Annotated in this window: 22 protein-coding genes; 21 read left to right on the top strand and 1 reads right to left on the bottom strand. The window is 38.6% G+C overall.

Translation table 11 applies throughout. From position 1 onward, the window contains the following. The first annotated feature begins 17 nt into the window (after positions 1-17). From ACFX4G_RS02805 to ACFX4G_RS02710, 20 genes are all read left to right on the top strand, one after another. Entirely contained in the window at positions 18-1,160 is a 1,143-nt protein-coding gene (locus ACFX4G_RS02805) for a cysteine desulfurase family protein (RefSeq protein ID WP_025750574.1), read from the top strand. Between the two features lie 106 nt (positions 1,161-1,266). Further along, entirely contained in the window at positions 1,267-2,379 is a 1,113-nt protein-coding gene (mnmA, locus tag ACFX4G_RS02800; RefSeq protein WP_377572798.1) for a tRNA 2-thiouridine(34) synthase MnmA, read from the top strand. Positions 2,380-2,536: 157 nt separating this feature from the next. Continuing rightward, complete coding sequence (locus tag ACFX4G_RS02795; protein ID WP_013085089.1) at positions 2,537-3,196, top strand: tetratricopeptide repeat protein; 660 nt, start codon at positions 2,537-2,539, stop codon at positions 3,194-3,196. Positions 3,197-3,220: 24 nt separating this feature from the next. Continuing rightward, entirely contained in the window at positions 3,221-5,578 is a 2,358-nt protein-coding gene (gene recD2, locus ACFX4G_RS02790; RefSeq protein ID WP_013059293.1) for an SF1B family DNA helicase RecD2, read from the top strand. A 141-nt stretch (positions 5,579-5,719) separates the two neighbouring features. Beyond that, positions 5,720-5,911: a hypothetical protein gene (locus ACFX4G_RS02785; RefSeq protein ID WP_013059292.1), complete on the top strand. Its 192-nt coding sequence runs from the start codon at positions 5,720-5,722 to the stop codon at positions 5,909-5,911. Positions 5,912-5,936: 25 nt separating this feature from the next. Further along, positions 5,937-6,071 (top strand): YrzQ family protein, encoded by a 135-nt coding sequence (locus ACFX4G_RS02780; RefSeq protein ID WP_013059291.1) that lies wholly within the window; start codon positions 5,937-5,939, stop codon positions 6,069-6,071. Between the two features lie 114 nt (positions 6,072-6,185). Next, entirely contained in the window at positions 6,186-7,247 is a 1,062-nt protein-coding gene (locus ACFX4G_RS02775; protein WP_013059290.1) for an AI-2E family transporter, read from the top strand. A gap of 388 nt (positions 7,248-7,635) precedes the next feature. Continuing rightward, positions 7,636-10,269 (top strand): alanine--tRNA ligase, encoded by a 2,634-nt coding sequence (gene alaS, locus ACFX4G_RS02770; protein ID WP_097824621.1) that lies wholly within the window; start codon positions 7,636-7,638, stop codon positions 10,267-10,269. A gap of 84 nt (positions 10,270-10,353) precedes the next feature. After that, positions 10,354-10,623 carry an IreB family regulatory phosphoprotein gene (locus ACFX4G_RS02765; protein ID WP_013059287.1) on the top strand — a complete coding sequence of 90 codons (270 nt, stop codon included), beginning with the start codon at positions 10,354-10,356 and terminating at the stop codon, positions 10,621-10,623. Continuing rightward, the gene (gene ruvX, locus ACFX4G_RS02760) at positions 10,624-11,040 is read left to right on the top strand and encodes a Holliday junction resolvase RuvX (protein WP_013059286.1); all 417 of its coding nucleotides are present in this window, start codon (positions 10,624-10,626) and stop codon (positions 11,038-11,040) included. It abuts the gene before it with no gap. Positions 11,041-11,194: 154 nt separating this feature from the next. Further along, the gene (locus tag ACFX4G_RS02755; RefSeq protein ID WP_013059285.1) at positions 11,195-11,479 is read left to right on the top strand and encodes a DUF1292 domain-containing protein; all 285 of its coding nucleotides are present in this window, start codon (positions 11,195-11,197) and stop codon (positions 11,477-11,479) included. 412 nt (positions 11,480-11,891) lie between these two features. Further along, a complete protein-coding gene (gene mltG, locus ACFX4G_RS02750; RefSeq protein ID WP_377572796.1) occupies positions 11,892-12,995 on the top strand; it encodes an endolytic transglycosylase MltG in 1,104 nt (367 codons plus the stop codon). 181 nt (positions 12,996-13,176) lie between these two features. Continuing rightward, on the top strand, positions 13,177-13,833 hold the full coding sequence (locus ACFX4G_RS02745; protein ID WP_013059283.1) for an O-methyltransferase: 657 nt from the start codon (positions 13,177-13,179) through the stop codon (positions 13,831-13,833). Then, positions 13,830-14,759, top strand: coding sequence for a peptidase U32 family protein (locus ACFX4G_RS02740; protein WP_028410597.1), 930 nt, complete (start codon positions 13,830-13,832; stop codon positions 14,757-14,759). Before ACFX4G_RS02745 ends, ACFX4G_RS02740 begins: the two co-directional genes overlap by 4 nt. A 39-nt stretch (positions 14,760-14,798) precedes the next feature. Further along, complete coding sequence (locus ACFX4G_RS02735) at positions 14,799-16,061, top strand: peptidase U32 family protein (protein WP_013059281.1); 1,263 nt, start codon at positions 14,799-14,801, stop codon at positions 16,059-16,061. 7 nt (positions 16,062-16,068) lie between these two features. After that, positions 16,069-16,704: a uridine kinase gene (gene udk, locus ACFX4G_RS02730; protein ID WP_013059280.1), complete on the top strand. Its 636-nt coding sequence runs from the start codon at positions 16,069-16,071 to the stop codon at positions 16,702-16,704. 218 nt (positions 16,705-16,922) lie between these two features. Then, positions 16,923-17,399 (top strand): transcription elongation factor GreA, encoded by a 477-nt coding sequence (gene greA / locus ACFX4G_RS02725; RefSeq protein ID WP_013059279.1) that lies wholly within the window; start codon positions 16,923-16,925, stop codon positions 17,397-17,399. A gap of 119 nt (positions 17,400-17,518) precedes the next feature. Continuing rightward, positions 17,519-18,076 carry an isochorismatase family protein gene (locus ACFX4G_RS02720; RefSeq protein ID WP_377572794.1) on the top strand — a complete coding sequence of 186 codons (558 nt, stop codon included), beginning with the start codon at positions 17,519-17,521 and terminating at the stop codon, positions 18,074-18,076. 122 nt (positions 18,077-18,198) lie between these two features. Beyond that, positions 18,199-19,965: a peptidoglycan D,D-transpeptidase FtsI family protein gene (locus ACFX4G_RS02715; RefSeq protein ID WP_097824619.1), complete on the top strand. Its 1,767-nt coding sequence runs from the start codon at positions 18,199-18,201 to the stop codon at positions 19,963-19,965. A 117-nt stretch (positions 19,966-20,082) separates the two neighbouring features. Continuing rightward, on the top strand, positions 20,083-20,748 hold the full coding sequence (locus ACFX4G_RS02710) for a YrrS family protein (RefSeq protein WP_013059276.1): 666 nt from the start codon (positions 20,083-20,085) through the stop codon (positions 20,746-20,748). A 13-nt stretch (positions 20,749-20,761) separates the two neighbouring features. On the opposite strand, the gene ACFX4G_RS02705 is transcribed toward ACFX4G_RS02710, so the two are convergent. Beyond that, positions 20,762-20,977 carry a DUF2536 family protein gene (locus tag ACFX4G_RS02705; protein ID WP_013085082.1) on the bottom strand — a complete coding sequence of 72 codons (216 nt, stop codon included), beginning with the start codon at positions 20,975-20,977 and terminating at the stop codon, positions 20,762-20,764. Between the two features lie 138 nt (positions 20,978-21,115). Here ACFX4G_RS02705 and ACFX4G_RS02700 point away from each other — a divergent pair, with 138 nt between their 5' ends. Continuing rightward, positions 21,116-21,757: a class I SAM-dependent methyltransferase gene (locus ACFX4G_RS02700; protein WP_377572792.1), complete on the top strand. Its 642-nt coding sequence runs from the start codon at positions 21,116-21,118 to the stop codon at positions 21,755-21,757. Positions 21,758-21,770 lie beyond the last annotated feature (13 nt).

The following is a 21,770-nucleotide window of genomic DNA, read 5'->3' as shown; positions in this document are numbered from 1 at the left end:
GCTAGGAGGCGTTTATTTTGGAACGTATTTATGTTGATCATGCAGCAACGTCTCCAATACATCCAGCAGTCGTTGAGAAAATGACGACTTTTATGCATGAGTACTTTGGAAATCCGTCCAGTATTCATCACTACGGACGGGAAAGTCGACGCTATTTAGACGAAGCTCGCCAAACGATTGCAGCAAGTATTGGAGCACACGAAAATGAACTGATTTTTACAAGTGGTGGGACAGAAGCAGATAATATGGCACTGATCGGAGTAGCTCTTGCAAACCGCCATAAAGGAAATCATATTATTACCACGCAAATTGAACACCACGCTGTGCTTCATACGTGTGAATATTTAGAAACACAGGGCTTTGAAGTGACTTACTTACCAGTTAATGAGTACGGACAAGTATCTGTGGATGAAATAAAATCAGCCCTAACCGATCAAACAATTCTTGTGTCGGTGATGTTTGGAAATAATGAAGTAGGTGCTATTCAGCCAATTGGAGAAATTGGAGTTCTATTAAAAGAGCATGGAGCATATTTCCACACGGATGCAGTGCAAGCTTATGGATTAATTCCGTTAAATGTGCAACAATTAGGTGTCGATCTTTTATCCGTTTCTGCTCATAAAATTAACGGACCAAAAGGGATGGGCTTTTTATATGCAGCTGCTCATGTTTCACTGTCTCCTTTGCTATTTGGAGGAGAACAAGAGCGCAAACGACGAGCTGGAACTGAGAACATGACAAGTATTGTCGGGTTTGAAGAAGCTGTGAAAATTTCGCAACAAACGCTGCAAACACGTGCAGATGAATATAGAAGATACAAAGAAATAATGGTAGCTGTGTTGAAAGAAGAAGGTATTTCATTTGAAATTAACGGACATCTTGAAAATTCTCTGCCACATGTGTTAAATTTATCATTTCCAAAAACAAATGTTGAATCGATGCTCGTGAATTTAGACTTAGCAGGAATTGCGGCATCGAGCGGTTCAGCTTGCACAGCGGGAGCAATCGATCCTTCTCATGTGCTTGTTGCTATGTTTGGAAAAGGTTCTGAACGTTTAACAACTTCTATTCGATTTAGCTTTGGCTTAGGAAACTCAGCTGAGCAAATTGAAAAAACCGCACGTCAAACAGCAAACATCGTTAAGCGACTAACGATGTAAATAGCAGCCATCAGTAGGGTCTTCATCCCTCACTGATGGTTTGTGTCGTTTCTTTCGCTTTTTAGCGAACAATTTAATTAAAATGAAGAAAACGGAGGTGGCGAAGTTGACAAAATCACCTAAAGATACACGTGTAGTAGTCGGAATGAGCGGAGGCGTTGATTCATCCGTAGCAGCTCTTTTATTAAAACAACAAGGATACGATGTGATCGGAATCTTTATGAAGAACTGGGACGATACGGATGAAAACGGCGTTTGTACTGCGACTGAAGATTATAACGATGTTATTCGCGTATGTAATCAAATTGGTATTCCCTACTATGCAGTCAACTTTGAAAAACAATATTGGGATAAAGTATTTACCTACTTTTTAGAGGAATATAAAGCAGGTCGTACACCGAATCCTGATGTAATGTGTAATAAAGAAATTAAATTCAAAGCCTTTTTAGAGCATGCAATGACGCTAGGAGCAGATTATCTAGCGACAGGACATTATGCACGCGTCGCGTACCGCGACGGGGAGTATAAAATGCTTAGAGGCGTAGATGGAAATAAAGATCAAACGTATTTCTTAAATCAATTAGGACAAGATCAGCTTTCAAAAGTAATGTTCCCGATTGGTGAAATTGAGAAATCAAAAGTGCGTGAAATTGCGAAAGAAGCAGGCCTTGCTACAGCAACGAAAAAAGACAGCACAGGTATTTGCTTTATCGGTGAACGCAACTTCAAAGAATTTTTAAGTCAGTATCTTCCTGCTCAGCCAGGTGTAATGCAAACGCTTGACGGCGAAGTAAAAGGCAAGCACGACGGTCTTATGTACTACACGATTGGTCAACGCCACGGTTTAGGTATTGGAGGCAGCGGTGAACCTTGGTTTGTAGTCGGAAAAGATTTAGAAAAAAATGTTTTATACGTCGATCAAGGCTTTCACAATGAGCTTCTTTATTCTACATCTCTTACAGCAACCAATGTCAGCTGGGTAAGCGAACGTGACTGGTCGTCACCAATGACGTGCACAGCAAAATTCCGCTATCGTCAAACTGATTCAGCAGTAACCGTTGAAAAAGTCGATGATGATACAATTAAGGTTATTTTTGCTGACCCTGTTCGCGCAATTACGCCAGGTCAAGCAGTTGTGTTTTACAAAGACGATGAATGTCTTGGCGGAGCAACAATTGACAAAGTATTTCAAGAAGAAGAGCAAATCTGGTACGTATAATTCATATAAGCAAGAACGAAAAACCTCGGCCGTATATAGCTGAGGTTTTTCTATGATATACTTTACTTATTGGGTAAACTAATAACTTACATATTGTAGATTTTCATGATGTGAAAATCTTTTAAATCATAACTAAAACAGTGGAGTGAACGAAAAAATGACAGATAAAAATCAGCTAGGAATTCAGTATATGCAGGAAGGGAAATTTGAAGAGGCTGCTAAAACATTTTCAGAAGCAATTGAAGATAATCCAAAAGATCCAATTGTGTATGTGAATTTTGGCAATTTGTTAGCGGCTGTTAGTGAGATGGATCGTGCTTTGAAATTTTATGAACGTGCGATTGAATTAGATGAAGAAACGGCAACAGCGTATTACGGAGCAGGAAATATTTATTTTAATGCAGAGCAGCTTGAGCAGGCAAAGCACTACTTTGATTTAGCAATCAAAAAAGGCTTAGATTCATCCGATGCGTACTTTATGCTTGGTTTAACGCTGTTTCATATGGAAGAAATTCGTTTTGCGATGCCTTATCTTCAGCGGGCGGTAGAACTAAACGAACATGATGTAGAAGCAAAATTTCAGTACGGTCTTTGTTTAGCACAGCTCGAAATGGTAGATGAAGCGATTGCTGAATTTCTTAAGGTAGTCAATCAAGAGCCAGAACACGCCGATGCTTTTTATAATTTAGGCGTAGCGTATGCTATGAAAGACGACAAAGACAAGGCGATTGAGATGTTAGATGAAGCTTTAAACGTGCAGCCAGATCACGTAATGGCAGCAAATGCCAAACAAGTTCTGTCTACATTAGAACATTAAGAAAGCGGGTAAAGGAAGGATAACATGAACGAAGAACAAGTGAACCCTTCACAGCCAGAACGTCATTATATAAGCGGCACGTCGATTGTAACGGTCTTTCATAACGAAGAAAACTTATATAACGTTACGCGGATACGGATCAAAAAAACAAATTTAGAGATTGAAGATAAAGAAACGGTCGTTACAGGCTATTTTCCTAAGCTGAATGAAGATGAAGTATACACGTTTTACGGAGACTTCAAAGAGCATCCAAAGTTTGGTCTGCAGTTTCATGTTGAACAGTTTAAAAAAGAACTTCCGCAATCAAGGCAAGGGGTTGTTCAGTACCTGTCTAGCGATTTATTTCACGGAATCGGTAAAAAAACTGCTGAAAACATTGTGGACGCTCTAGGAGAACGCGCTATTTTTCGTATTTTGCAAAATGAGTCTGTGCTAAAAGAGGTTCCGAGGCTTTCAGCCGACAAGGCAGAAGCTTTAGTCACGCAGCTTCGTGAACATCAAGGGTTAGAAGAAGTAATGGTAAAGCTGACAGACCTTGGGTTTGGACCGCAGCTTTCGATGAAGATTTTCCAAGCGTACAAACAAGAAGCGCTTGAAATTGTTCAAAATAATCCTTATCAGCTTGTAGAAGATATTCAAGGTATTGGCTTTAGCAGGGCCGATGAACTTGGAAAGAGGCTTGGTATGGCAACCAATCATCCTGATCGTTTGCGTGCAGGTATTTTATATGTCATTGAGCAAGAATGCAATCAAATGGGACATGTATACGTCACGGCAGATCAGCTGTATGGAAAAACAGCAGAGCTTCTTCGAAAAAGCAGGCATGAGAACCTGTCTGAAATGGATCTTACAAGAGAAGTGGACGCATTAAAAGCAGACAAAAAGCTTATCATTCAAGACGAAAAAATTTATTTTCCTCCCCTTTTCTATGCTGAAAAAGGGCTGGTTAAAGCTATTCAAAAAATTATGGCTCAAACACAGTACGAAGAGCAGTTTCCAGAATCAGAATTCTTATTGGCACTGGGTGAACTAGAAGAGCGATTAGACGTGCAATATGCACCTTCTCAGCGCAAGGGCATACAAACCGCTTTAATGTCTCCGATGCTTCTCTTAACGGGTGGACCAGGTACAGGGAAAACAACGGTTATTAAAGGAATAGTCGAACTCTATGCAGAACTTCACGGATGTTCGTTAAATCCAGGGGATTATAAAAAAGATGAAGCTTTTCCTGTTTTACTTGTGGCACCTACTGGACGCGCTGCTAAACGAATGAGCGAAGCGACGGGACTTCCGGCAGTTACCATTCACAGATTATTAAAATGGAACGGACAAGAAGGATTTGATCATAATGAGGAAAATCCAATTGACGGAAAATTACTGATTGTGGATGAAGTATCAATGGTAGATTTGTGGCTTGCTCATCAGCTTTTTAAATCTCTTCCTGCTAATTTACAGGTTATTTTAGTTGGAGACGAAGACCAGCTTCCTTCAGTAGGTCCGGGACAGGTGTTAAAAGATTTACTGAGTTCAGAAGTAGTTCCTACCGTCCGTCTGACAGATGTATACCGGCAAGCGGAAGGATCGTCAATTATTGATTTGGCTCATGAAATAAAAAAAGGAAAGCTTCCGGAAGACTTATCAAGGCAGCAAGGAGATCGTTCTTTTATTCGTTGTCAAGGACAGCACATCACGAACGTCGTGCAACAAGTTTGCGGGAATGCGTTAAAAAAAGGCTATACGGCTAAAGATATTCAAGTTTTAGCTCCTATGTATAAAGGTCCTGCAGGTATTGATAAGCTGAATGAAGTTCTTCAGGAATTATTCAACCCGGCTTCTGAACAAAGAAGAGAGCTTAAGCACGGAGATATTACGTACCGAGTCGGAGATAAAGTGCTGCAGCTTGTAAATCAGCCGGATAGCAACGTATTTAACGGAGATATGGGAGAAATCGTCTCGGTTTTCTTTGCCAAAGAAAATACGGAAAAACAGGATATGCTGGTTATTTCATATGAAGGAAATGAAGTAACTTACACAAAGCAAGACTTTAATCAAATAACTCATGCATACTGCTGTTCCATTCATAAATCACAGGGAAGTGAATTTCCAATTGTTGTGCTTCCAATTGTTAAAAGCTATTACCGGATGCTGCGACGTAATTTACTTTATACCGCCGTTACGCGAAGCAAACAGTTTTTAATTTTATGCGGAGAAGACGAAGCGTTTCAGCTGGGAGTTAGCCGAAATGAAGACAGCGTTCGCCAAACGAATTTACAGCCGTTGCTTCGAGAAAGCTTGGATAACGACATAGAAGATCCCGAAATTCCATTTATGAAAGATGCAAATATTGGGATGGAAAACGTTACGCCGTATGATTTCATGTAACCTTTCGTATGCTAACAAAGAGTTAAATAAACTCCTTTGTTGCCATCCTTCTTTGCTAATTGTCAGAAAATAAAGTATGGACATGGAAAGAAGTGGACATAATGCGTTTATATAAGTAGAACGTATAAAGAGGTGTCGACTTTGTTTAAATGTCCAAACTGTAAAAGTATTGACGTTGGCAAAATTGGTGTAAATCAGTATTACTGTTGGAATTGTTTTATTGAAATGACTATTTCAAAAGGACAAATTAATACTCACCAAGTAGAAGAAGATGGAACATTGAGCTCGCTTGATGATTTGTTCTCAGACGACGAGCGCACAATTAATTTCTAATTCTTTTTTACCGGGAGGAAGAGCAATGGGCAGAATTATTCCGTCAGTAGTCGCTTTCGGTCTTGGAGCTTATGCATTTAAAATGGCAGATGATCGAGAGATGTTTACAAAAAGAAATATGAAAAAAATGCGTAAACGTATGATGAAAGCTATTCACTAATAAAAAAAGCACTATTGCACTGAGCTGCAATAGTGCTTTTTTGCAGGCAGAAGAGACAACAGCATGTATAAACTCCTTTCTTTATCAAAAAATAGAAGAGAGGAGGAGTTTACGTTGAAAGATAGTTCATTCAAATGGTTCTATAGATTCGGACTGCTGTTATTAGCGCTGCTGTGCATATTAGTCTTTTTTAAAGTCCAGTTTTTATGGCTTCCTGTTATTTACATGTTTTTAAAAGCACTGCTGCCTTTTTTTATTGCAGCATTCATTACATATTTACTTCATCCGCTTATTGAAAAAACGCATGATAAAGGCGTGCCTCGTCCTCTAGCTATTTTACTGATCTACATCATCTTTTTTGGAGGAATTGGGTTTGGAGCCTATAAGTCGTACCCTATTTTTGTGGAACAAGTAAAAGATTTAAATGAACAGCTGCCTCATTTTACGAATACATATAGACATTGGGTAGAATCGATTCATGATCGTACAACTTCACTTCCAAACGGTGTACATGAGAAAATTGAAGGCAGCATTGATGATGTAGAGGCTACGCTCAACGTGTGGCTTACAAAAGTGGCCGAAGGATTAAAGTCATTGATTACCTCTTTTTTAATTTTAATCATTATTCCATTTATTGTTTTTTATATGCTGAAGGATTTTTCCTCTATTAAGAAAGCAACGGCTTATGTCACGCCTAAAAAGTGGCACAAACCAGGAGAACGTTTTTTATCGGATGTGAATGAATCGCTCGGCAATTATATTAGAGGGCAGTTTTTTGTTTGTCTCATTATTGGTGTGATTGCCACGGCAGCACTGTGGTTCTTTCATGTACCTTATGCACTTCTTTTAGGCTTCATTATTGGTGTAACGAATATCATTCCTTATTTTGGCCCGATTATTGGTGCAGTTCCAGCGGCTATTATTGCAGCCACAATCTCGATAAAGTTGGTTATTACCATTGTCATTATAATCTTTGTGCTGCAGTTTCTAGAGGGAAATGTGCTGTCTCCGCTTATCGTAGGAAAGAGTCTTCATATTCATCCTTTGTTTATCATGCTTGCACTCCTTTTAGGAGGAGAATTTGGAGGAGTATTGGGTCTCATTTTGGCTGTGCCAATTTTAGCAGTCATTAAAATATCTATTTTGCATATCCGCTCTTATACGCTCAAACATTGACAAAGAGCGGTTAATTTGTCATAATATCGCCATAAGAAAACGCTACATATTTTAAACACAATGATGGATCGAGTACGTTGCACACTGGTTTTTAGAGAAGGGCTTCCTTGGCTGAAAGAAGCGCTAAACAAAGAGCAGCTGAACGCTAGTCCAGAGTGCAGGCTAAAACCTGCCGTGTCAGCAACGTTAACGCTATGAAGGTGATAAATGCTTTTGGCATTTATAATCAGGGTGGTACCGCGAGTTCAACTCTCGTCCCTGCTACAGGGATGAGAGTTTTTTTGTGTGCAAATAACTAGCAATTGCTTTTGTACACGGAGAAAATAGATGCTTTTATGTCATCATTTTTTTGTCTATAAATAAGAAGAGTATTAAAGGAGGACCAATCATGAAAAAACTGACGTCAGCACAAGTTCGTCAAATGTATTTAGATTTCTTTAAAGAAAAAGGCCATGATGTAGAACCAAGCGCATCTTTAGTTCCGCATGAAGATCCATCTTTATTATGGATTAACAGTGGAGTAGCTACATTAAAAAAATATTTTGATGGTCGTGTTATTCCTCAAAATCCGCGTATTTGTAACGCACAAAAATCCATTCGTACAAACGATATCGAAAACGTAGGTAAAACGGCTCGCCATCATACGTTTTTTGAAATGCTTGGCAATTTCTCTATCGGTGATTATTTCAAAGAAGAAGCCATCCAATGGGCATGGGAATTCTTAACGAGCGATAAATGGATTGGATTCGACGCAGATAAGCTATCTGTAACAGTTCACCCTGAAGATGAAGAAGCATTTAAGATTTGGAATGAAAAAATGGGCGTGCCTAAAGAGCGCATCATTCGTTTAGAAGGTAATTTCTGGGATATCGGAGAAGGTCCGAGTGGTCCAAATACAGAGATCTTTTATGATCGCGGAGAAGCATATGGAAATGACCTAACTGATCCCGAATTATATCCAGGTGGAGAAAATGAGCGCTATTTAGAAATTTGGAACCTTGTATTTTCTCAATTTAATCACAATCCTGATGGCACGTACACGCCGCTTCCAAAGAAAAACATCGATACGGGAATGGGCTTAGAGCGTATGGTTTCTGTTATTCAAGACGTGCAAACAAACTTTGATACAGATTTGTTTATGCCAATTATTGAAGCAACAGAAAACATTTCAGGCGCTAAATATCGTACAAATGATGAGCAAGATACGGCATTTAAAGTCATTGCTGACCATATTCGTACGGTAACATTTGCTGTAGGTGATGGTGCGCTTCCTTCAAATGAAGGCCGTGGGTATGTGCTGCGCCGTTTGTTACGCCGAGCAGTTCGCTATGCTAAAAAGTTAAACATTAATCGTCCGTTCATGTACGAGCTAGTGCCGGTAGTAGGTGAAATCATGGTTGATTTCTATCCGGAAGTAAAGGAAAAAACGGATTTTATCCAGCGCGTAGTAAAAAATGAAGAAGAGCGTTTTCACGAAACGTTAAATGACGGACTAGCTATTTTGGCAACCGTTATTAAAAAAGAAAAAGCGCAAAACAGTGATACGGTACAAGGCGAAGATGTTTTCCGTTTATATGACACGTATGGATTCCCTGTTGAATTAACGGAAGAATATGCAGAAGATGAGAACATGAAAATTGATCATGCAGGTTTTGAACGTGAAATGGAAGCACAGCGTGAGCGTGCGCGTGCTGCTCGTCAAGATTCTAGTTCTATGCAAGTTCAAGGCGGCGTACTTGGTGAAGTAACCGTTGCAAGTGAGTTTGTTGGCTATGATAAAAATGAAGTAGAAACAGTTGTTGAAGCAATTATTGTAGACGGTGAGCTTGTTGACCGCGCTGAAGCTGGAACAGAAGCGCAAGTCATCTTAAGCCACACGCCATTCTATGCAGAAAGCGGCGGTCAAATTGCGGACCAAGGTACGATCCAAAGTGCTGCAGGAACAGCGCAAGTAAAAGACGTTCAAAAAGCGCCAAACGGCCAAAATGTCCAAACGGTAGCTGTAACAAACGGTGAGCTTGTAAAAGGTGAAACATATACGGCGACGCTTGATGAAGAAAACCGCAGTGCGATTGTGAAAAACCATACGGCAACGCATTTATTGCATCAAGCATTAAAAGATACGTTAGGAACGCATGTTAATCAAGCGGGTTCTTTAGTAACAGCGGATCGCTTGCGCTTTGACTTCTCTCACTTTGGTCAAGTGACACAAGAAGAGCTCGAGAAAATTGAACAAATCGTTAATGAAAAGATTTGGGACAGCATCTCTGTACAAATTGAAAACAAAGCAATTGACGAAGCAAAAGCGATGGGTGCAATGGCGCTATTTGGTGAGAAATACGGAGATATCGTGCGCGTAGTACAAGTAGGCGACTACAGCTTAGAATTATGTGGTGGATGTCACGTGCCAAATACGTCTGTTATCGGTTTATTTAAAATTGTATCAGAATCGGGAATCGGTGCAGGTACTCGACGCATTGAAGCTGTAACTGGAAAAGCTGCCTATCAGTTAATGAACGATCAAGTAGGCTTACTAAAAGAAGCTGCGGCAAAAGTAAAATCCAACCCGCGTGATTTAGTAGGGCGAGTTGAAGGATTACTAGAAGAAATTCGTAACCTTCAGCGTGAAAATGATTCACTATCTACAAAGCTTGGCAATATTGAAGCTGGCAATCTCGTTGACCGCGTGCAAAACATTAATGGTGTGAATGTACTAGCAGCGAAAGTGAATGCAACGGATATGAATAACCTTCGCGCAATGGTTGACGATTTAAAACAAAAATTAGAATCCGCTGTGATCGTATTAGCTTCTCCACAAGGTGAAAAGGTAAATATTATTGCAGGTGTAACAAAAGATTTAATTGCTAAGGGCCATCATGCAGGCAAGCTTGTTAAAGAAGTAGCGACGATTTGCGGCGGAGGCGGAGGCGGACGCCCTGACATGGCGCAAGCTGGAGGAAAAGACGCTAGCCAAATTGAAAAAGCACTTGGCACTGTAGAAGAATGGGTTAAATCCGTTTAATTCTCCTCTTTCTTGGTGTACAATATAAATAAGACTTAGCATAGTGCACAATGTGTTCACAAATTAAGAGAGTGAGGTGGGACCGTGAGTTCATTTGATAAAACCATGCAATTTAATTTTCAAGATGAGCCAGCTGAAACAAACGTACATGAAGTATTGTTTACGGTTTATGACGCACTGCAAGAAAAAGGCTACAACCCGATCAACCAAATCGTTGGGTATTTGTTATCAGGAGACCCTGCTTACATTCCTCGTCATAACGATGCGAGAAACACAATTCGCCAGTTAGAGCGAGACGAGCTCATTGAAGAACTTGTTAAATCTTATTTACAACAGCATCGAAAGGATTCATAAATGCGCGTATTAGGATTAGATGTAGGAACCAAAACAATTGGTGTGGCAGTTAGTGATGAAATGGGATGGACAGCGCAAGGAATTGAAACAATTAAAATTGCAGATGAGCAGATGGAGCAATCATATCCTCGTTTACAGCAACTAATTGACGAATATTCCGTAGAGAAAATTGTAGTGGGTCTTCCTAAAAATATGAATGGTACGATTGGCCCTCGAGGCGAAGCGTGCATTGAGTTTGCTGACAACGTCAAAGAAAAACTTAACATTGAAACGATGATGTGGGACGAGCGCTTGTCGACGATGGCAGCAGAGCGAGTACTGCTGTCTGCCGATGTAAGCCGCAAGAAACGCAAAAAAGTAATCGATAAAATGGCAGCTGTTATGATTCTTCAAGGATACTTAGACAGCAAGCAGTAAGAAAAGCAGCAGGCTTTGCCTCAGCTGAAAAGTTATGAATTTCCCTTTTGCATATTCTTTTGTACGTAAAAGGGAAGTGAAATAACTGAACGACTTGCTTTTCGCTGAAGAAAAAGTTAAGCTAAGAGCTTACAATATAAAATGAGGTGCAAACATGAGCGTAGAAGAAAATAAAATTACAATCGTCGATGAGAATGGAAATGAGCAGCTATGCGAAATTTTATTCACATTTGATTCTGATCAATATAACAAATCATATGTAATTTACTATCCAATCGGAGCAGACCAAGATGATGAAGAGGAAATTGAAATTCATGCATCTGCTTTCACACCAAGTGAAGATGGTCAAGACGGTGAGCTTCAACCGATTGAAACAGAAGAAGAGTGGGACATGGTTGAGGAAATGGTTAATACATTCCTTGACGAAGAAGGCGAATAATTATAGTGAAAAAGCTGATGACAATCGTTATCAGCTTTTTTTTACATAGCGGCTGTTCTTTTTAGATATAAAAAGGTTTTTCCTTGCATTCTTAGGGCAGATTGTATGATAATGACGAAAAATAAGATAAATTGTAGTATAATAATTCCTGCGTGTGAGAGTGCATTTTAATAAAAGAATTCATTGTTTGAACGGATGAAACTAGACTTTGGGCAGACAATAACATAAATCATGGAAAAATTTTAGAAGAGGCGAGAGTTTAAGGAAGCGATACCATCTCACACCTATAGGCGATACGAATGAATCGCAATCTCATGTCTCCTCTCTGTTCATACTTATAAAAAATCAAGAAGAAAAGAGGTGAAACTGGTTGTATCTTCTTTTACAGAAGTAGATTTAACCAGGAAGCTGCTTGTCGCAACAAACATTTTTACCACCTAATCGTTCAAGAAAAAAACGAGTTATTTTTATTACAATTATCGTACTTCTTTTACTAGTTGGCGGTGCATTTTTCTATGCTCAATCCCGCTTAACGCCCGTGGATCGAAACAGCAGTAAAAAAGTAAATGTGACCATTCCACAAGGTTCTTCCGTCCAATCGATTGGTACGGTATTGCAAAAAGAAGAGTTAATTAAAAGTAAAAGTGCATTTCGCTATTACGTAAAATTAACCCATGTGTCTGGATTTCAAGCTGGAACGTATTTATTTTCTCCTTCCATGAGCTTAGGGGAAATGGTTGAAAAAATGGAAAAAGGCGAGGTTTCAAAACAACCGGATATTCGTGTCACCATTCCAGAAGGACGTCAGCTTGTCGAAATTGCTGATATCATTGCTAAAAATACAAAGTTTACAAAAGATGAAGTCATGAAAAAGCTAGACGATAAGGCATTCGTCAATAAAATGAAAGAAAAATATCCAGATTTAGTAACGGATGAAGTGATGCAAAAAGATATTAAACATCCGCTAGAAGGTTATTTATATCCCGTTACGTATGATTTTTATGATAAAAATGTGTCGTTAGATGAAATATTGGATAAAATGGTAGGGAAAACAAATAATGTATTAGGTCAGTACAGTGGGCAAATGGAGAAGAAAAAATTCAGTGCACATAAATTGTTAACCATGTCTTCTCTGATTGAAGAGGAAGCAACTGCAAAAGTCGACCGAGAAAAAATTGCCAGCGTCTTTTATAATCGCCTTGAAAAAAATATGCCTCTTCAAACGGATCCAACCGTCTTATATGCCTTAGGAGAGCATAAAGACCGCGTGTTCTATAAGCATTTAGAAGTGGACTCCCCTTACAATACTTATAAAGTGAAAGGGTTGCCTCCAGGACCAATTGCCAGCTCTGGTTTGATGTCAATCAAAGCTGCGTTACATCCAGCCAATACAGATTATTTATACTTCTTGGCCACACCTGAAGGAAAAGTTATTTTTACCAAAACGTTAGAAGAACATAACAAAGAAAAAGCCAAGCATATTACAGGTAAAGAAAAGCAAAATACCGAAAAATAAGTGGAAATTTAAAATTGGGGAATCGCGATACTTCGCATTCCCCATCTTTTATGTTAAAATATATCGGGTTTACGTAAAAACGAAAAAAACTTATAATAGACTAGTTGTCTTACTATTTTGCAGTAATAAAACGTTATGAAAACATAATGTAAAATGTACTTCTGAGAACGGAGGAAGTGTTTTGCTTTTACAAAACGTAGAGCAGTATGTGGAAAAGCTTATTCCTAAGCGCCAGGAGCTTATTGAAGAAATGGAAGCTTATGCAAAAGAACATCACGTTCCGATTATGGAATTGATTGGTGTTGAAACGCTATTGCAAATTCTTCGTCTTCATCAGCCAAAACATATATTAGAAATTGGAACAGCGATTGCATATTCGTCTATTCGAATGACCCATGCGCTTCCAGAGGCACGAGTGGTTACGGTAGAACGAAATGAAGAGCGTTACCAAAAAGCGCAAGAATTTATTGAACGGGCGGGAAAACAAGATAAAATTGTGTCGTTGTTTGGAGATGCACTAGAGCTTAGAGATGAGATTGAACGTCATGGTCCTTATGATGCAGTGTTTATTGATGCAGCTAAAGGTCAGTATCAGCGTTTTTTTGAACATTATGAGCCGATGCTGTCTTCTAAAGGAATGATTATTTCGGATAACGTACTATTTAAAGGTCACGTAGCGACCGATTTGGCCGAAGTAGAAACACGTCGACGCCGCAGCTTAATTAAAAAAATTCAGGCATACAATACGTGGCTGATGAATCATCCCGATTATTATACAACTATTCTCCCTATTGGAGACGGAATCGCGATTAGTATTAAAAGAGGTGACCAAGAATGAAAAAACCAGAACTATTAGTGACACCAACTGCAGTTTCAGAAATCGAATCATTACTACAAGCTGGAGCAACAGCTATTATGGTTGGTGAACAGCGCTACGGTTTGCGTTTAGCAGGTGAATTCAAACGTGAAGATATCGTAGAAGCTGTAAATATTTCTCATCAGCATAATGCAAAAGTCTACGTAGCGATGAACGGATTATTTCACAATGATAAAATCGCCGAACTAAATGAATATATTTTATTCTTAAAAGAAGCAAGCGTGGATGCGATTGTATTTGGAGATCCTGCTGTATTGATGGCAGTGCGTGAAACAGCTCCAGAAATGAAGATGCACTGGAGTACTGAAACAACGGGCACAAACTGGTATTCATGTAACTACTGGGGGCGTAAAGGAGCTAAGCGCGCAGTTCTTGCTCGTGAGCTAAGCATGGATAGCATCATTGATATCAAAGAAAAAGCCGAAGTAGAAATTGAAGTTCAGGTGCATGGCATGACGTGCATGTTCCAATCAAAACGTTCACTTCTTGGCAACTACTTTGAGTATCAAGGAAAAGTCATGGAAATTGAAAATCGTAAAGTGGAAAAAGATATGTTTTTACTTGATAATGAGCGAAACAATAAGTATCCAATTTTCGAAGATGAAAATGGAACGCACATTATGAGTCCAAATGATATGTGCATTATCGATGAGCTTTCCGAAATGATTGATGCTGAAGTAGATGTATTCAAAATTGACGGCGTATTAAAGTCACCGCAATATATTTTAGAAGTAACAAAAAAATATCGTCAAGCGATTGATTTATGTGTAGATGACCGTGAAGAATACGAAAACGTTAAAGACGATTTGTTAGAAGAAATTGAAAGCTTGCAGCCGATTAACCGTCCGTTAGACACAGGGTTTTTCTTTAAAGAAACGGTATATTAAAAAGTATGCAAAAAAAGATAAACAAAGGAGGTACAAACGATGGCTGTTCAAATCGATACTGTAGTAGAAGGTAAACGAGTTATTACTAAGAAGCCTGAGTTGTTAGCTCCAGCCGGTAACCTTGAAAAATTAAAAGTTGCCGTACACTATGGAGCAGATGCTGTGTTTATCGGAGGAAAAGAGTTTGGCCTTCGTTCAAATGCAGATAACTTTACATTTGAAGAAATGGCAGAAGGTGTTCAGTTTGCAAACAAATACGGCGCACGTATTTATGTTACAACAAACATTTTTGCTCATAATGAAAATATGGACGGACTTGAAGATTATTTAATGGGATTAGAGCGCGCTGGTGTTTCTGGAATCATCGTAGCTGATCCGTTAATTATCGAAACCTGTCGACGCGTTGCACCTAAGCTTGAAGTACATTTAAGTACGCAGCAATCACTTTCAAACTGGAAAGCCGTTCAGTTCTGGAAAGAAGAAGGATTAGAACGTGTTGTACTTGCTCGTGAAACGGGTGCTGAAGAAATGCGCGAAATGAAAGAAAAAGTGGATATTGAAATTGAAGCTTTTATTCACGGAGCGATGTGTATTGCCTATTCAGGCCGCTGCGTGCTAAGTAACCATATGACAGCGCGTGATTCAAACCGCGGAGGCTGCTGTCAATCATGCCGTTGGGACTATGATTTATTTAAAGTAGAAGACGGTAAAACGGAAACGGCTTTATTTGATGAGCAAGACGATCCGTTTGCAATGAGTCCAAAAGACTTAAATTTAATTCAATCTATCCCTCAAATGATTGAGCTGGGTATTGATAGCTTAAAAATTGAAGGACGTATGAAGTCGATTCACTATATCGCAACAGTGGTGAGCGTGTATCGCAAGGTGATTGACGCATACTGTGCAGATCCTGAGAATTTTGTGATTCAAAAAGAATGGCTTGATGAGCTAGACAAATGTGCAAACCGCGATACGGCTCCTGCCTTTTTTGAAGGAGTTCCTGGAGTAGATGAGCAAATGTTTGGCGTACACGGCAAGAAAACAAAATTTGATTTTGCTGGTTTAGTATTGAATTATGATGAAGAAACAAGCATCGTGACACTGCAACAGCGTAACTATTTTAAACCGGGAGAAGAAGTGGAATTTTTCGGTCCGGAAATTAAAAACTTTACGCAAAAAATAGATAAAATTTGGGACGAAGATGGCAATGAACTAGATGCTGCGCGTCATCCGCTGCAAATTGTGAAATTTAAAGTGGACCAACCTCTATTTTCATATAACATGATGCGAAAGGGGATTTAAATATAAAATGGGGAAAAAGCCCGTTGTAATCGGTATCGCTGGTGGATCCGGTTCTGGTAAAACAACTGTAACCAAAGCTATTTATGAATATTTTAAAGGGCATTCTATTATGCTTCTTGAGCAAGACTATTATTATAAAGATCAAAGCGATGTGCCGTTTGAACAGCGTTTGCAAACAAACTACGATCATCCTTTAGCATTTGATAATGATTTGCTGATTGAACACTTGCAAAACTTATTAAATTATGAGAGCATTGACAAACCGGTATATGATTACGCAATTCATACGCGCTCTGAAAAGGTAATTAGAGAAGAACCAAAAGATGTTATTATCTTAGAAGGTATTCTTGTACTAGAAGATCAGCGCTTGCGTAATTTAATGGATATCAAGCTATACGTAGATACAGATGCGGATCTTCGTATCATTCGTCGTATGCTTCGTGATATTAAAGAACGAGAGCGTACGCTTGAGTCAGTTGTTGATCAATACGTATCTGTCGTTCGCCCGATGCATAATCAGTTTGTTGAACCAACAAAACGTTATGCAGATATTATCATTCCTGAAGGCGGTCAAAACCACGTAGCGATTGATTTGATGGTCACTAAAATTCAAACAATTCTTGAACAAAATGCCATTTTATAATAACATAGCATAGATGCAGGAATTTTTTTGAAGACAATGCAGACATATTCTGCTAACTAAACACAAACATTATAAAGAATAGAGAAACGAGCAGCTTCTGTTTTGAAGCTGTCATTTCTCTATTAACTGATTTTTCCACAGAGTGGAAAATTTTTTGTACATACAGAAATGGACTGTATACACTAGAGATTTTGAGTTCAAGAAGGAGTGAAGGGATTATGGCACAAGAAAAAGTATTTCCAATGACAGAAGAAGGAAAGCTAAAGCTAGAGCAAGAGCTAGAATATTTAAAAACAGTAAAACGTAAAGAAGTTGTAGAGCGTATCAAAATCGCCCGCAGTTTTGGAGATTTATCGGAGAACTCTGAGTACGATTCTGCAAAAGACGAGCAGGCTTTCGTAGAAGGCCGTATTACAACGCTTGAAAATATGATTCGCAATGCGAAAATTATTGAAGAAGATGTAGAAAACTCTTCTATTGTATCATTAGGTAAATCTGTAACATTTGTAGAGCTGCCAGATGGTGACGAAGAAACGTATACAATTGTAGGTAGTGCAGAAGCAGATCCGTTTGAAGGGAAAATTTCAAATGATTCGCCAATTGCTAAAAGTCTAATGGGCAAACAAATTGGAGATCAAGTAACTGTTCAAACTCCTGGTGGAGATATGTCAGTGAAAATTGTATCTGTTAAGTAAAACATTTGGTTGGAAGCGTTCTACTGAATGCTCGTAAGTAAAAAAGCTGACACGCGTCAGCTTTTTTTATATGATTTTAAAAAGCGGAGAGAATAGAAAAGATATGTAAGAAAGGAAAGATGAAAATGAAAGATATCGATTTTGCTAAAACAGCGCTTGTTTTAATTGATTTACAAAAAGGGATTGTTCCAATTGGAGGAGACGAAATTGTGGAGAAATCTGTTCAGCTTGTGAATCGTTTCCGCGAACAAAATGGATTTATTAGTTTTGTACGAGTAGATTTTCAAGATGGAAAAGATGCGTTGACGCCAGAAACGGATCAAAAGCCATCTGCTCCTCAAGAAAGACGTGCAGACTGGGCGGAATTCGATCCAAGACTTAATGTTCAAGAGAATGATTATATTGTGACAAAACGTCAGTGGGGAGCCTTTTTTGGGACAGATTTAGACCTTCAGCTTCGCCGAAGAGGAATTGATACAATTGTCCTTTGCGGAATTGCAACAAATATTGGTGTGGAAAGCACAGCTCGTGAAGCATTTCAGTATGGGTATAACCAAATTTTTATCACGGATGCCATGGCGACATTTACAAAAGAAGAGCATGAAGCAACTCTTTCTTACATCTTTCCGAAAATAGGAAAGCTAAGAACAACTCAACAATTTTTAACAGAAAATTAATAATAAAAACTTGCTGAATCAGCAAGTTTTTTTGTGAAACGAAAAAAAGAATGAATATTTCTTAAGATAATGGTTTTAAAAGTAATGGCAACGTCGACACTTGTAAAGAGTGAGGTGTAGTCATGAAAATAATTCACAAGCGAATTTATATTACTCTTATTTTTATTTTATTATTAATTAGTGGACTGGGAGCACGGCTTGTTCAACTTCAGCTTGTCAGCACAGAATCTTTTACTGACAAAAAGATTAACTTAATTGAAGGAAGCGTAAAACAGCGTACGCAGGAAATGGTGGTAGATGACGGGCGAGGGAAATTTGAAGATAAAAATGGACAGTCTTTAACATCTATCACCCATAATCGCTTAGTCCTGTTTCCATTTTTAGAAAAAATGAAGTGGCCTGTTCAGCAAGTAAGTGAAATCGTGGGAATGCAACCAAAGGAACTAACGAACAGACTAGCGAATGCTAAAACACCGGTTGTTATTACAAAAGAATTATCCCATGCACAAGTCGAAAAAATAAATGCATTAAAGGTACCTGGCGTATTTGGAATTCCTCTAAAAGATGAGCGTCCAGTTCCTCTTGCTGAACATTTAATCGGACTAGAGGCACAAAGCAAACAAATAATTGAAGAGAAGTATAGTGACAAATTAAAAAATGGAGCAATTAAATCAACTACGCCTGTAGGTATCTCAGGGATGCAGAGGGCTTTTGACGAGTTTTTGCTGCCGGAACAGGAGTCTAAGCTCCTTTATCATGTTGATCGCCTAGGTGGGCCTATGTTTGGCATCGATGTAAAATACACGGGCACAGCTAACCCGTATTATCCAGTCAGTGTGCGTACGACGCTTGATTTGTCTGCTCAGGAGCTAGTAGAGAATACATTAAATCATTATAAGTTAAAAGACGGAGGAGCCGTCTTAATTGATATAAAAAACAATAAAGTAATTGCGATGGCCAGCAGGCCTTCGATTAATAAGAAAGATCCATTTAAAAAGCAAAATGGTTCAGACAGCGTAGAAAATCGTTTGCTGACGCCACAAACTCCTGGATCTATATTTAAAACCGTAACAGCAGCTGCAGCGCTTGAACAAAATAAAATTCAGCCTTCTTTTACCTATAACTGCGATAAAAGTATTTATGGCAATAATGTAGAAGAAGATCATCAAAAAGGGCAGCTGACGTTTGAAGAAAGCTTCGCGCAAAGTTGTAATGCAACGTTTGCACAGCTAGCAAAAGAAATGATAATATCTAATCCGAATATCCTTGAACAATATGCCGATAAGTTAGGGCTTATTCAGCCTGTAGGATGGACGGGTGATGTGTTTCACTTTGAACATTTTAAGCAGTTTTTAGGAGAAAAATCGGGAAGAGTTTGGACAAATGAAAGAGAAAAGAAAGTACCAAATGCTGTAGCTCAAACGGCAATTGGACAGCTTGATGTAAAAGTGACTCCGCTTGCAGTAGCAAATATGATGGCGACAATTGCACGCGGAGGAGAAAAGAAACAGGTAAAAGCTGTAGATGCGCTAGAGTATAAAAACAACACGTCATTGTATACGTTTAAAGAGCACGGGTTAAAAGGAGATACCATTAATAAAGCCACAGCTGCTTCTATGCAACAGCTTTTAAAAGGTGTCGTACAGAGCGAAAAAGGAACAGGAAGAAGATTTCAAACGCTTCCTTATGAAGTGGCAGGAAAGTCAGGAACTGCTGAAATCAATGTGAAAGAAGATATCGTCAATAAATGGTTTGCGGGTTACTTTCCTGCAGATGATCCAAAATATGCAATGGTAGTAGTGGATTTAAATACAAAAAGTGCGATATCTCCCACAAACAGCGTATTTTATGATATTGTTAAAGGGATGTATGATTTAAATACACGTTAAAACAAGAAGAATTTGTAAAAAATATTACAAATATACTTCAAATAAATTTTGATGCTTCATGTATAAGAAAACACATGTTAGAATAAAGCATTATAAAAGTTGGAGGAAATTGTAGCAATGAATAACAATCGTTCTTCAAGACACGAAAACAAAGAAAAAAAAGTAAACCGATTATATAATCTGTTAATTGCTGTCGTAGCAGTTTTAATTGTATTTGTCGGTGGTACGATGATTCTTGGAAACAAGGATAAATCGGATAACCAAGCGGAAACAACTCAAAACAATCCGCAAACAAATGACCAAAAAACGGACAAGACGGCTAAAAAAGACGATGATTCTTCGAAAGATGATCAAGCAACAGATGATCAAGCAACAGACGATCAAAGTTCTGAAGATGACCAAAGCTCTGAAGATGATCAAGCAACAGATGAAGAATCAAATGATTCAGATTCACAGGCTGAAGTAGAGAAAAATCCAGAGCCTGGCGTGGCAGAACGCAAGGTAGATCCTTCATGGGATTCAGTAGGTACGTCACAAGATGCACCTGCAGCAACTTATAAAAAAGGATCAACGGATTGGAACGAAATGCTAAAAGCTGTAGGCGAAGGGTCAGGCATTAGCCCAAGCAATATGACCGTATGGCGTTTAGGGAATAACGGTGGCGTAGGTAAAGCGGTAGCTACGGTTAGTCCTAAAGGCAACTCATCAACAAAATACCGCGTTCAAATTGAATGGGTAGATGGAGAAGGCTGGAAGCCCGCAGTAGTGGATAAGCTTCAATAAGAAAAGCAGCGCGCTAGCGCTGCTTTTTTAATTTGAAATGAACAACCGCAGAGTACAGTTTTTTACCTTGTTCATAGTCCACAGACATTTGATGAGATACGCTATGAACCTCAAGCAAAATCGCTTTATTTTGATCAATTTTTTCCGCAATTTGTTTCTCAAGCATTTTAACATCAGGCGCTTCAAAAAATTCTATTTTATCTTCAATCATTTCAAATTCAAAATTCATCTTACGACCTCCTTACCTCATTACTATAGTATAGCAAATAGAAAGTTAAAAGCTTAAAATATTTGTAAATGAAGAACAAACGATAGCCAAAAACATACTATATCCATAAGAATTATTAGTTATAAGGAGGCGTTTTTTATGGGTCTAGAGTTTTTAGATATCTTTGAAAAGTGGGCGAATGAATATGATGCATCGGTAAGCGGGAAAGATGAACAGTATAGAGAAGTGTTTCGCAATTATAATGAAATCTTAGAGCATGTAGCAGACCGTTCAATAGGGCATGTGATAGAATTTGGAACAGGGACTGGAAACTTAACAAAAAAACTGTTAGAAAAAGAACTGACTGTAGTAGGAATTGAACCTTCAGTACCAATGAGACAATTGGCACACCAGAAATTAGGGGCAGATGTTTTAGTCACACCAGGAGACTTTTTACAATTTGATACATCATTGTTTCCAGCAGAGAGCTTAGTTAGTACGTATGCTTTTCATCATTTAACAGATAAAGAAAAAGAAGAAGCTGTGATAAACTATGGAAAGTTACTTCAAACCGGTGGTAAAATAGTGTTTGCTGATACAATGTTTGAAACAGCGGATTCATTTGCTGATACCATTGTTCAGGCAAAACACAAAGGGTATACGCAACTAGCAGAAGATCTAGAGAGGGAATACTATACAACGATTCCCGTCTTAAAGCAAATCTTTGAAAGCAATGGTTTTCACATAACCTTTACACAATTTAATCACTTTGTGTGGGTATTGGAGGCAACGAAACAATAGTAGAAAGAGGTTT

Source organism: Priestia sp. YIM B13486 (genome assembly GCF_042787865.1).
Lineage (GTDB): Bacteria > Bacillota > Bacilli > Bacillales > Bacillaceae_H > Priestia > Priestia megaterium.
Note: the sequence above shows the minus strand (reverse complement) of the source record. Positions and strands in the feature narration are given on the sequence as shown.